General features: G+C 70.5%; 10 protein-coding genes. 7 read left to right on the top strand and 3 right to left on the bottom strand.

What is annotated here, in order from left to right; translation table 11 throughout:
• The first annotated feature begins 2 nt into the window (after positions 1 to 2).
• From CBM2588_RS19110 to CBM2588_RS19100, 3 genes are all read left to right on the top strand, one after another.
• Complete coding sequence (locus tag CBM2588_RS19110; RefSeq protein WP_231942205.1) at positions 3 to 1,025, top strand: FAD:protein FMN transferase; 1,023 nt, start codon at positions 3 to 5, stop codon at positions 1,023 to 1,025.
• Positions 1,022 to 2,620: a sulfite reductase subunit alpha gene (locus tag CBM2588_RS19105; RefSeq protein WP_115681991.1), complete on the top strand. Its 1,599-nt coding sequence runs from the start codon at positions 1,022 to 1,024 to the stop codon at positions 2,618 to 2,620. The genes CBM2588_RS19110 and CBM2588_RS19105 overlap by 4 nt, the downstream gene beginning before the upstream one ends.
• 121 nt (positions 2,621 to 2,741) lie before the next feature.
• On the top strand, positions 2,742 to 5,180 hold the full coding sequence (locus CBM2588_RS19100; RefSeq protein ID WP_115681990.1) for a penicillin acylase family protein: 2,439 nt from the start codon (positions 2,742 to 2,744) through the stop codon (positions 5,178 to 5,180).
• Between the two features lie 99 nt (positions 5,181 to 5,279).
• Here CBM2588_RS19100 and CBM2588_RS19095 read toward each other — a convergent pair whose 3' ends face one another.
• Entirely contained in the window at positions 5,280 to 5,957 is a 678-nt protein-coding gene (locus CBM2588_RS19095; protein WP_115681989.1) for a type 1 glutamine amidotransferase domain-containing protein, read from the bottom strand.
• 97 nt (positions 5,958 to 6,054) lie between these two features.
• On the opposite strand from CBM2588_RS19095, the gene CBM2588_RS19090 reads away from it, so the two are divergent.
• Positions 6,055 to 7,029 (top strand): LysR family transcriptional regulator, encoded by a 975-nt coding sequence (locus tag CBM2588_RS19090; RefSeq protein ID WP_231942204.1) that lies wholly within the window; start codon positions 6,055 to 6,057, stop codon positions 7,027 to 7,029.
• Here the strand turns inward: CBM2588_RS19090 and CBM2588_RS19085 are convergent.
• Both CBM2588_RS19085 and CBM2588_RS19080 read right to left on the bottom strand, forming a co-directional pair.
• On the bottom strand, positions 7,016 to 7,708 hold the full coding sequence (locus tag CBM2588_RS19085; RefSeq protein ID WP_115681987.1) for an SDR family NAD(P)-dependent oxidoreductase: 693 nt from the start codon (positions 7,706 to 7,708) through the stop codon (positions 7,016 to 7,018). The genes CBM2588_RS19090 and CBM2588_RS19085 overlap by 14 nt on opposite strands.
• Before the next feature lie 182 nt (positions 7,709 to 7,890).
• The gene (locus CBM2588_RS19080) at positions 7,891 to 8,841 is read right to left on the bottom strand and encodes a LysR family transcriptional regulator (RefSeq protein ID WP_115681986.1); all 951 of its coding nucleotides are present in this window, start codon (positions 8,839 to 8,841) and stop codon (positions 7,891 to 7,893) included.
• A 201-nt stretch (positions 8,842 to 9,042) separates the two neighbouring features.
• Here CBM2588_RS19080 and CBM2588_RS19075 point away from each other — a divergent pair, with 201 nt between their 5' ends.
• The 3 genes from CBM2588_RS19075 to CBM2588_RS19065 all read left to right on the top strand — a co-directional run bounded on the left by CBM2588_RS19075 (position 9,043) and on the right by CBM2588_RS19065 (position 12,214).
• Positions 9,043 to 9,990, top strand: coding sequence for a hydroxymethylglutaryl-CoA lyase (locus CBM2588_RS19075; protein WP_115681985.1), 948 nt, complete (start codon positions 9,043 to 9,045; stop codon positions 9,988 to 9,990).
• An 8-nt stretch (positions 9,991 to 9,998) separates the two neighbouring features.
• On the top strand, positions 9,999 to 11,162 hold the full coding sequence (locus CBM2588_RS19070; protein ID WP_115681984.1) for a CaiB/BaiF CoA transferase family protein: 1,164 nt from the start codon (positions 9,999 to 10,001) through the stop codon (positions 11,160 to 11,162).
• 62 nt (positions 11,163 to 11,224) lie between these two features.
• Positions 11,225 to 12,214: a tripartite tricarboxylate transporter substrate binding protein gene (locus tag CBM2588_RS19065; protein WP_115681983.1), complete on the top strand. Its 990-nt coding sequence runs from the start codon at positions 11,225 to 11,227 to the stop codon at positions 12,212 to 12,214.
• The last annotated feature ends 43 nt before the right edge of the window (positions 12,215 to 12,257 follow it).

Raw genomic sequence — 12,257 nt, 5'->3', positions numbered from 1 at the left:
AGGTGAATCGCGTCCTGGTACCCGTTGCGCTGAGCGCGCCGCCCAGTCCGCCCGCCGCCGGGGCGCGCCTGCAGCGCTGGGGCGGGCCCACCATGGGCACCAGCTGGTCGGTGGCGGCGCTGCTGCCGCCGCAAGCGGATGCCGGCGCCATCGGTGCCATCGGCGCCGGCATCCGGGCCGTGCTCGCGCGCGTGATCGCGCAGATGAGCAACTGGGACGCGGATTCGGACCTGAGCCGGTTCAACCGCGCGCCGCCGGGCAGCTGGCACGCCTTGCCGGGGGATTGCTTTGCGGTGCTGCAGACCGCGCTGCAGGTGGCACGCGACAGCGGCGGCGCCTATGACCCAAGCGCGGGGCCGCTGGTCGACCTGTGGGGCTTCGGCCCGGCCCCGGGGCCGGCACGCCGCGCACCGCCGTCGCCAGACCAGGTCCAGGCCGCGCGCGGCCGTTGCGGCTGGGCCCGCATCGAAGTCGATGTAGCCGGCAGGCGTGCCCGCCAGCCGGGCGGCGTGGCGCTGGACTTGTGCGCCATCGCCAAGGGCTTCGCCGTCGACGCGGTGGCGCGCTACCTGTGCGAACAGGGCCTGGAGCACCACCTGACCGAGATCGGCGGCGAACTGCGCGGCCATGGTGTCAAGCCCGACGGCATGCCGTGGTGGGTCGCGCTGGAAGCGCCGCCGGGGCCTGGCAGCGATGCCGCGCAGCAAACGCTGGTGGCGCTGCACGGGCTGTCGGTGGCCACCTCCGGCGACTACCGGCGCTACTTCGACAGCGAGGGCCGCCGCTTTGCCCATACCATCGATCCGCGCACCGGCTATCCGGCCAGCCACGCGCTGGCCTCGGTCACGGTGATCCACCCGCAGTGCATGCTGGCCGATGCGCTGTCCACCGCGCTGACCGTGCTGGGCCCCGACGCCGGCATGGCGCACGCGCGCCGCCACGGCATTGCCGCGCGCTTCCTGGTGCGCACCGCAAACGGTTTTCTCGAACATCTTTCACCGGCGTTTGCCGCGATGCTGGCATGAGCGGCCGCACCAGGTCGTGGGCCATCGCCGGCGCTGGCTGGCTTGCCGCGGCCGGCGGCGCGGCGTTGTCCGTGCTGGGGCCGTCGCGCATGGCCATGGCCGCTGGGGTGGTCGCCGCGTACGCGGGGTTTTGCGGCGCGGTGGTGGCGCATCACCGCCAGCGGCGCGCGCGGGTGGCGGCGCTGGCCGGCTCGGAAGACGGCGCGACGCTGGTGGTCTATGCCAGCCAGACCGGGTTTGCCGAACAGCTGGCGCTGCAGACCGCTACCGCGCTGCAGGGCGCGGGCCTGCCGGTGCAGCTGCTGTCGCTGGCCGAGGCCGATGGCCGCCGCCTGCGGGCATGCCGCCAGGCCCTGTTCGTGGTCAGCACCACCGGCGAGGGCGACGCACCCGACAGCGCGTCGGGCTTCGCCCGCCGCCTGCTGGCGGGCGCCGATGGCCTGCACCGGTTGCGCTACGGCATCCTCGCGCTCGGCGACAGCAGCTACGCGCGCTTCTGCGCCTTCGGCCATGCGCTGGAGGGCTGGCTGCAGCGCCAGCGCGCGCAGCCGCTGTTCGACCTGATCGAAGTCGACAACGGCGACGCCGGCGCGCTGCGCCACTGGCAGAACCACCTGTCGGCGCTCAGCGGCGGCGCCGAGATCGCCGACTGGGAACGTCCGCGCTATGAACACTGGCGGCTGGCGCAGCGCCATCACCTGAATCCCGGCAGCCAGGGCGCGCCGGCCTTCCATCTGGTGCTGGTGCCGCCGGACGGCGCGGCGCCGGGCTGGCAGGCCGGCGACATTGCCGAGATCGGCCCGTGCCACGCGCCGGCCGAAGTCGACCGGTTGCTGGCGCAGCTTGGCCTGGACGGCGCTACCCCGGTGCGCTGCGATGGCGCCGACACCACCCTGGCCGCGGCCATGGCCACGCGCATGCCGCTGCCCGCACCGCATCTCGCCGCGATGCAGGGCGTTGCGCCGCAGCAGCTGGTGGATGCGCTGGCGCCGCTGCCGCATCGCGAATATTCGATCGCTTCGCTGCCGCGCGACGGCCGGCTCGAGTTGCTGGTGCGCCAGACCCGTCACGACGATGGCCGCCTGGGCCTGGCCTCGGGCTGGCTGACCGAACACGCCGCGCTTGGCAACCGCATCGCGCTGCGCATCCGCGCCAATCGCGGTTTCCATCCGCCGGCGGACGAGCGGCCGCTGATCCTGGTCGGCAACGGCACCGGGCTGGCCGGGCTGCGGGCCCAGCTCAAGGCCCGCGCTGCGGCCGGGCGGCGGCGCAACTGGCTGCTGTTCGGCGAGCGCTCGGCGCAGCATGACGCCTTCTTCGCCGGGGAACTGGCGCGCTGGCGCGCGGACGGCACGCTGGCCCGCGTGGACCACGCCTGGTCGCGCGACGTTGGCGCGCCGCGCTACGTGCAGGACGCGCTGCGCCTGCAGGCGGATGGCGTGCGGCAATGGGTGGCCGACGGCGCCGCCATTTATGTCTGCGGCAGCCTGCAGGGCATGGCCGGCGGCGTCCATGACGCGCTGGCCGAGATCCTGGGCGAGGAGGCATTGCGCCGCCTGGCCGACGACGGCGGCTACCGGCGCGACGTCTATTGAGCCCGCGGCCCACCACGCGGCGTGCGGAGATCGGCCGCCACGCTCGCGCCCGGGCCGGCCATGCACTATCTTCGGTGTGAACTGCAAGACATCTGCAGCCATCACAACACGAGGAGACCTGATGTTACGCACCCCCCGCCGCCTGGCCGCTGCGCTGGCCCTGCTCGCCACCGCCAGCCCCGTCGCCATCCCGGCCGCCATGGCCGAAGCGCCTGCCCGCCAGAACCTCTTTGCCGTGCCCGGCCTGGAAAAACCCGCCAGCGTGCTGGTCGACCGCTGGGGCGTGCCGCATATCTATGCCGGCACGCTCTACGACGCCTTCTATGCGCAGGGCTTCATGGCCGCGCGTGACCGCCTGTGGCAGATCGACCTGTGGCGCAAGCGCGGGCTCGGCGAGATGGCCAGGGACTTCGGCCCGGCCTATGCCGAGGGCGACCGCATGGCGCGCGCGGTGCTGTTCCGCGGCGACATGTACCGCGAATGGCTGGCCTACGGCTCCGACGCCAAGCGCGTGGCCGAGGCCTTTGTCGCGGGGGTGAACGCCTACGTCGCGCTGACCGAGCAGAAGCCCGAGCTGCTGCCGCCTGAATTCCGCAAGCTCGACTACAAGCCGTCGCGCTGGCAGGCCGAAGACATCGTGCGCATCCGCCACCACGGCCTGACGCTGAACTTCACCGGCGAGATCGATCGCGCCCGCCTCTACTGCGAGGCCAAGACCCACGCCGCGCGCGCCGACTGGCTGCGGCGCGAGCTCGACCCGCAGGTCGAACCCAGCCTCAACCCCGGCATCGACCCCTGCACCGTGCCCGCGGCCGAACTGCGCCGCGCCTACGAACTGGCCACCGCCCCCGCGCGCTTCCCGAAGGAAGCCTGGGGCGACGCCCGGGCCGCCGGCATCCCGCTGGACCAGCTCTACGCCGTGGTCGATGCCAACAGTGATACCGGCCGCAGCCTGGGCTCGAACAACTGGGTCATCGGCGGCAAGCGCACCACCACCGGCCGCCCGATCCTGGCCAACGACCCGCACCGCTCGCATGGCGCGCCCAGCCTGCGCTACATCAGCCATCTCAACGCGCCCGGGATGTCGGTGATCGGCGCCGGCGAGCCGTTCCTGCCGGGCATCTCGATCGGGCATAACGGCACCATTGCCTTTGGCCTGACGCGCTTCTACATGGACCAGGAAGACCTGTACGGCTACGAGCTGAACCCGGCCAACCCGCGCGAGTACAAGTACAAGGGCCGCTGGGAGCCGATGGAGACCATCACCGAAGAGATCGCGGTCAAGGGCGAGCCCGCGCCGCGCAAGGTCACCCTCGACTTCACCCGCCATGGCCCGGTGCTGGTGTCCGGCGCCGGGCACGCCTGGGCGCTGCGCGCGGCGTGGCTGGACCACGGCATGGCGCCGTACTTCGGTTCGATGGACTACATGCGCGCGCGCAACTGGGACCAGTTCCGCGCCGCCATGAACCGCTGGGGCGCGCCGGGCGAGAACCAGGTCTATGCCGACACCGGCGGCAATATCGGCTGGATCCCGGGCGGGCTGACCGTCAAGCGTCCCAACTGGGACGGCCTGACGCCGGTGGCCGGCGACGGCCGCTATGAATGGGCCGGCTACCGCAACATGGACGAGCTGCCGTGGGCCTATAACCCCGCGCCGGGCTATATCGTCACCGCCAATGAAAACAACATCCCGCCCGAGCACCCGGCCGCCAAGCTGGGCGTGGGATATGAATGGAGCGACAGTTCGCGCGCGCGCCGGCTGAAGGCGGTGGTCGGCGCCAATCCGCGCAGCTCGGTGCAGGATTCGATGGCGTGGCAGAACGACACCGTGTCGCTGCCGGCGCAGCGCGTGGTCGCGCTGCTGCAGGACCTGCGCAGCGACGACCCGCAGCTGGCCCGCGGCCTGGAGCTGCTGCGCGGCTGGAACGGCAACGAACGCGCCGACAGCGCCGCCGCGGCGTTGTTCGAAGTCTGGTTCAGCAAGCACCTGCGCCAGGCCGTGGTGCGTGCCGCGCTGCCGCCCGAAGCCGCGCGCCTGGTCGGCGCCGGCGATGCCGCGCGCGTGGTCGCGGTGCTGGAGCAGCCCGGGCCATGGATGCCGCCGGAGCGCCGCAATGCCGTCATGCTGGAATCGCTGAAGGCCGCGATGGCCGAGGTCGAAGCCAAGCTCGGCCCCGACCCGCGCGCCTGGCAATGGGGCAAGCTCCACACCGCCGTGTTCACGCATCCGATGGACCCGATCCTGAGCGATGCCGAACGCCAGCAGTTCAACGTCAACGCGGGCCCGATCGGCGGCTCGGCCTTCACGCCGATGAACACCAGCTACCGCAATACGGATTTCCGGCTGACTGCGGGCGCGTCGTTCCGCATGGTGCTGGACGTCGGCAACTGGGATGCCTCGCGCGTGATCAACACGCCGGGGCAGTCTGGCAATCCGGCCAGCCCGCATTACCGCGACCTGGCGCCGTTGTGGGCCAAGGGGGAGTATTTCCCGCTGGTTTATACGCGCAAGGCGGTGGAGAAGGCGAGCAGGGAGAGGGTGGAGCTGGTGCCGCAGTGATTCTCTAGCCTCGTAACTCCCGCTGGTGTACTCCCTCTCCCGCGCGCGGGAGAGGGAGCAAACCGGCAGCGGATCGAACGCCGCGATTCGCCGTAGACCTTACTTCAACAACCTCAACACCGCCTCGGCCCCCGCCTCCGACGACGCCGGGTTCTGCCCCGTCACCAGCCGTCCCGCCACCGCAACGTGGCTGGCCCAGTCATCCCCGCGCGTAAACCGCCCGCCGCTGGCCTTCAGCACATCCTCCACCAGGAACGGCACCACCTCGGTCAGCTGCACCGCCTCTTCCTCGCTGTTGGTAAAGCCGGTGACTTCCTTGCCCTTGACCAGCGGCTGCCCGTCCGCGCCCTTGACGTGCCGCAGCACCCCCGGCGCATGGCACACGGCGCCCACCGGCTTGCCGAGCCGGTCGAACTGCTCGATCAGCGCGATCGACCGCTTGTCTTCCGCCAGGTCCCACAGCGGGCCATGGCCGCCGGGATAGAACACGGCGTCGAAGTCGTCGGCCTTCACCTGGTCCAGCGTCAGCGTGCTGGCCAGTGCCTGCTGCGCGGCGGTGTCGGCGCGGAAGCGGCGGGTCGCATCGGTCTGCGCATCCGGATCGTCGCTCTTGGGATCGATCGGCGGCTGGCCGCCCTTGGGCGAGGCCAGCGTCAGGTCAACGCCGGCGTCCTTGAAGACGTAGTAGGGCGCGGCGAATTCCTCCAGCCAGAAGCCGGTCTTCTTGCCCGTATTGCCAAGCTGGTCGTGCGAGGTCAGCACCATCAGGATTTTCATGTTGGTTCTCCGGTTTGCGTCCACGGTCGGCCGGGGCAGCCCCGGCATTGGCAACATCCTACGCAGCTGGCTATGATTCGAAAACTTCGAATCTTCGATGCCTGCCATCCAAAAAATGAATATCGCCGGCAAGGACCTGAACCTGCTCTACGTCTTCCATGTGCTGTACCAGGAAGGCAACGCCTCGCGCGCGGCGGCGCGCATGGCGCTGAGCCAGCCGGCGCTGAGCCACAAGCTCAACCGGCTGCGCGACGAACTGGGCGACCCGCTGTTCGTGCGCGCGCCGCGCGGCCTGACGCCGACGCCGCGCGCGCATGTGCTGGCGCCGCAGGTGCAGCGGCTGGTGGCGGACCTGGATGCGTTCTACGACGCCTGCGACGGCCGCGATTTCCTGGCACGCAGCGAGGCCGTCCACATCTACACCACCGACTACATGGAGCAGCTGCTGCTGCCGGCGCTGTTGCCGCGGCTGCGCCGCGACGCGCCGGGGGTGGTGCTGGTCACGCACAACACGCGCGGCGAGCTGCCGCGCGAGGAACTGGAGAAGGGCACCTGCGACCTGGCGATCGCCGGCTTCTATGAGAACCTGCCCGACACCTTCCACCAGCAGCGGCTGGGCAGCGAGGATTTCGTGGTGCTGGCCTCGCGCACCAATCGACGCATCGCGGATGGCCTGGACCTGGACGCGTTCCTGGCGTGCGAGCACCTGCTGACCACGCTGACCGGCGATCTCAACGGCGTGGTCGATCGCGCGCTGGCGCGGCTGGGGCACCGGCGCACGGTGGTGGCGGGTTTGTCGAGCTTCCTGGCGCCGAGCCGGCTGGTGCGCGGTTCGGCGCTGTTGCTGACCTGCCTGCGCTCGGTCGCGCAGGAAGCGGTGGCGCGCGATCCGGACCTGGTGATGCTGCCGGTGCCGTTCGCGCTGCCGCGGGTCGACATGATGCAGATCTGGCACGCGCGCACCGATGCCGACCGGCTGCGGCGCTGGCTGCGCCAGCAGATCCAGGAAGCGGCCAGCGCCATCGGCGCCGCCGCACCCGCGGCGCGCCGGCCGCGCGTCAGGCGCGGTTGACCACCGGCACCAGCGCGCCGTGCACCGCGCGCGCGGCGTCGGAGGCGAGGAACAGGATCACGTCGGCCAGCGCATCGAGGGCGACCCAGCGGGAGGTGTCGGCATCCGGCATGGCCTGGCGGTTCTCGGGCGTGTCGAGGATGCTGGGCAGCACCGCGTTGACGCGGATGCCCTGGTCGCGCAGCTCGGCCGACATCGATTCGGTCACGCGCGCCAGCGCGTCCTTCGATGCGCAGTAGGCGCCCATCTGCGCCAGGCCGCGCGCCGCCGAATTGGCGCCGATGTTGACGATGGCGCCGCCGCCCGCGGACAGCATATGCGGCACCACCGCGCGCGCCATGTTCAGCACCGTGCCCACGTTCATGTCGAACAGGCGGTTCCAGTCGGCCGCGCTGGTCTCGTGGATGCCCGTGCCCATGGCAAAGCCGCCGGCCAGGTTGCACACCACGTCGATGCGTCCGCATGCCTGCACGGCCTGGTCGATGGCCTTGCCGAGACTGTCCGCGTCGAGCAGGTCGGCCTGCAGCGCCAGGTGGCCGCTGCCGATTTCCGGCAATGGTGCGTCGTGACGGTCCAGCAGTACCACGCGCGCGCCTGCCTGCGCGAAGGCGTGCGCGACCGCGCGCCCGAGGTTGCCGCGTGCGCCGGTGACCAGTACGTTCTTGCCGTTGAAGTTCATTTGCGTGCTCCTGCGCCGTGCCGGCGCGCATTGTCGTGATTCAGGCTTCGCCCGGCCTTTCCTATCCAACCATCGTGGCCGGCGGCGAAAAACGCAAGCCAGTCTACGCAACGGCACGCAACATAAGCTTGCGAAAACGCCTCGGGCTAACCCTCGAAACGAACAGGAAGTTGCGCGGCGACTTACCGCCTGCGCCGTGACCGGGCCGGCGCAGGCACGGCACCCGCCGCTTCCTTCGCCGCGGCGTCTTCCAGGAACTGCACCAGCAGCTGCGCCGCGGGCGACAGCAGCGAGAAGTCGCGGCAGCAGATGGCAAAGCGCCGCCGCGCCCAGTCGTCGCGCAGCGGGATCACGCGCAGGCCGAAGGCCGTGGCAATCAGCGTGGCGATCTCGGCCGGGATGATGACGATGCCGAGTTGCGCACGCACGCAGCGCAGCGCGGCGTCGAAGGTCGACACCACGGCGCGGTGCGCGATGCGCCGCCCCTGGATGGCGGCGTAGCGTGCCAGCATGATCTGCACCGCGGTCTGCGCCGGCATGGCGATCTGGTCGTAGTCCAGCGTGTCTTCGAACAGGCAGCTATCCGACTGCGCCAGCGGATGCCCCGCGTAGACCACGGCGGCGAGGTGGTCGCTGCGGTAGGGGCGGGTCTGGAAGCCTTCCAGGTCGGCCGCGTCCCAGCAGATGCCCAGCGGCGCGGTGCCGTCGCGCAGCGCGCTGACCACTTCGCTGCTCAGGCTCTCCTCGATGGTCACGCGCACGTCGCGGTGCGCCGGCAACTGCATGAAGGCGGCGATGTCGTCAGGCAGCGATTCCGCCATGGTCGACACCGTGGCGAGCAGGCGCACCTGCCCGCGCACGCCGGAGCCGTAATCGGCCATGTCGCGCGTCACGCGGTCGGCCGCAGCCAGCATGGCGCGCGCATGCCCCAGCACGATCTCGCCGGCGGGCGTGGGGATGACGCCGTGGCGGCGGCGTTCCAGCAGCGTGGCGCCGACGGTTTCCTCCAGTTGCGCCAGGCGCTTGCTGATGGCCGAAGCGACGATGTGTTCCTGTTCGCCCGCGCGCGCCATGTTGCGGGTTTCGCAGACGGCGACGAACAGGCGCAGCGTGGTGAGGTCGAGGTCTCGCATGGCGGGGGCGGCTGGCTTTCCTGCCGGGAATGTTACCCGCCAGCGTCGGCCGGTGACATCGCATCCGGGAAATCCCGAGCATGAACGACGGGCGCGGATGACTTTCCGTTTCGGCATGCCTGGATGCGCAAATCATCGCTTCAGCTTGTCCGAAGAAACTCATAGAGTTGGACGGTCGCCCCCCAGCCTCATCAATCCGCCATGACGCACTCCTTTCCCAGCCAGGCCGTGATCCGCGAAGTCGGTCTGCGCGATGGCCTGCAAAGCCTCCGCACCATCCTGCCCACCGCCAGCAAGCTTGCATGGATCCGCGGCGCCCACGCTGCCGGGCTGCGCGAACTGGAGGTCGGTTCGTTCGTCCCCGCGCGCCTGTTGCCGCAACTGGCCGATACCGCCGAACTGGTCGCGTTCGCGCGCACGCTGCCGGGCCTGTTCACGTCGGTGCTGGTGCCCAACCTGCGCGGCGCGCAGGACGCGCTGGAATGCGGCGCCGACCTGATGATCGTGCCGCTCTCGGCCAGCCACGCGCACAGCCTTGCCAACCTGCGCAAGACGCCCGATGAAGTGGTTGCCGAAGTGGCGCGCATCCGCGCCGCGCGCGATGCCAGCGGCGCGAAGACGCTGATCGAAGGCGGCGTCGGCACGGCCTTCGGCTGCACGCTGCAGGGCCATGTCGAGGCCGATGAAGTGCTGCGGCTGATGCAGGCGCTGCTCGATGCCGGCGCCGACCGCGTCAGCCTCGCCGACACCGTCGGCTATGCCGATCCGGCCATGGTGCGCGAGCTGTTTGCGCGCGCCATCGCCATCGCCGGCGAGCGCTTCTGGTGCGGCCATTTCCACGACACGCGCGGGCTCGGGCTGGCCAATGTCTGTGCCGCGCTCGAAGCCGGCGTGACCCGCTTCGACGCCTGCCTGGCCGGCATCGGCGGCTGCCCGCATGCGCCCGGCGCCAGCGGCAACGTGGCCACCGAAGACCTGGCCTACCTGCTCGGCAGCATGGGCATCGAGACCGGTATCGACATCGGGCGCCTGCTGGCGCTGCGCGAAGACGTGGCCGGCTGGCTGCGCGACGAGACCCTGCACGGCACGCTGTGGCGCGCCGGCCTGCCCAAGACCTACGCGGCGCGCCCCGCGGCCATCGCTGCCTGAGACAAGAGATGACCCAAGACAACAGCAACTCCCTGCCGCTCGCCGGCGTGCGCGTGGTCGAATTCACGCACATGGTGATGGGCCCCACCTGCGGCATGATCCTGGCCGACCTGGGCGCCGAGGTGATCAAGGTCGAACCGCCCGGCGGCGACAAGACGCGCAACCTGCCGGGCCTGGGCATCGGCTTCTTCCGCGCCTTCAACCGCAACAAGAAAAGCGTGGTGCTCGACATCACCACCGATGAAGGCCGCGCCGCCGCTGCCGAACTGGCGGGCCAGAGCGACATCCTGCTGGAGAACTTCCGTCCCGGCCTGATGCAGAAGCTGGGGCTGGACTACGCCACGCTGTCGCGCGACTACCCGCACCTGATCTACGTGTCGCACAAGGGCTTCCTGCCCGGTCCCTACGAGCACCGGCTGGCGCTCGATGAAGTGGTGCAGATGATGGGCGGCCTGTCGTACATGACCGGTCCGAGCGGCCGGCCGCTGCGCGCCGGCACCTCGGTCAACGACATCATGGGCGGCATGTTCGGCGCGATCGGCGTGCTGGCCGCGCTGCGCGAACGCGACCGCACCGGCAAGGGACAGGAGATCCAGAGCGCGCTGTTCGAGAACTGCGTGTTCCTGGCCTCGCAGCACATGCAGCAATACGCGATGACCGGCGAGCCGCCGCCGCCGATGCCGTCGCGCGTGTCGGCGTGGAGCGTGTATGACGTGTTCATGCTGGCACAGGACGAGCAGCTCTTTATCGGCGCGGTCAGCGACAAGCAGTTCGTCACGCTGTGCCACGTGCTCGAGCATCCGGAACTGATCGGCAAGCCCGAGTACGCCAGCAACGCGGCGCGCGTCGCGGTGCGCCCGCAACTGCTGGAAGAGCTGGGCGCGATCCTGCGCCACCATCGCTGCGCGGAACTGGCGCCGAAGCTCGAAGCGGCCGGCATTCCCTATGCGCCGATCGTGCGCCCGGACCAGCTGCTCGACGATCCGCACCTGCTCGCCAGTGGCGGACTGGTGCCGATGCAGGCCGACGACGGCTCGACCACGCCCACGGTGCTGCTGCCGCTGCTGATGGGCGGCCGCCGCCCGGGGGTGCGCAGCCCGCTGCCCCGCGCCGGCGAGCACAACGAAGAAATCCTGGCGCGGCTCTGCACGGAACGCCGCGCAAGCGCCTGAGGGGTATGCCGCGGCACAGCGGCAACCGCCACGCCCTACGATAACGATTACGGAGACAAAGCATGCAACGTCGCATCCTGCTCAAGTCCGCGCTGGCGCTTCCCGCCATGCTGGCGGTCATCCTCGCCGTGCCCGGCCTCGAAGCGCTGGCCCAGGGCGGATCGGGCAAGCCCGTGCGCCTGATCCTGCCGATCAGCGCCGGCTCCGGCGTCGACAACATCGCGCGCGCGGCCGGGCCGGCGCTGGGCAAGGCCTTCGGCCAGCCGGTGGTGATCGAGAACCTGCCAGGGGCCGGCGGCATCACCGGAGCCGCCGCGGTGGTCAAGGCCCAGCCTGACGGCAGCACGCTCGGGCTGGTATCGAACAACCACGTGATCAACCCCAGCGTGTTCCGCGCGATGCCGTTCGACGCGCTCAAGGACATTACGCCGATCAGCGTGATCGGCACCACGCCGCTGGTGCTGGTGGTCAACCCCAAGGTGCCGGCGAAGAACGTGAAGGAACTGGTGGCGTTGCTCAAGGCCAGGCCCGACAGCTACAACTACGCCTCGTCGGGCAACGGCACCATCATCCACCTGGCGGGCGAGATGTTCCTGGACGAGGCCGGCGTGACGGCACGTCACGTGCCGTACAAGGGCACCGGTCCGATGGTCAACGACCTGCTGGCCGGACAGGTGGAAATGGGCGTGGTCGCGCTCAACGCAGTGGCGCCGCACCTGAAGGCAGGCACGCTGCGCGCCATCGGCCTGTGCGGCGACCAGCGCAGCGCCGCCGCGCCGGACATTGCCACCATCGCCGAACAGGGCCTGCCGCGCTACAACGTCGCCGGCTGGTTCGCGGTCATCGGCCCTGCCGGCATGCCGGCGGCCGAAGTCAAACGCACGCACGATGCCTTTGCCAAAGCCTTCACGTCTCCCGAAGTGCTGGAAGCGATGAAGAAGCAGGGCACGGTGATCGAGCCCGGCACGCCCGAGGCCGCCGCCGCCTTCTTCCGCAGCGAAGCCGCACGCTACGCCGCGCTGGTGAAGAAGGCCAACGTAAAGGTCGAATAGGCCGGCGACGACACACGCGGCACATTGACCGGCAAGCGCCTAG

It is taken from the genome of Cupriavidus taiwanensis, assembly GCF_900250075.1.
GTDB lineage: Bacteria > Pseudomonadota > Gammaproteobacteria > Burkholderiales > Burkholderiaceae > Cupriavidus > Cupriavidus taiwanensis_C.
Note: the sequence above shows the minus strand (reverse complement) of the source record. Positions and strands in the feature narration are given on the sequence as shown.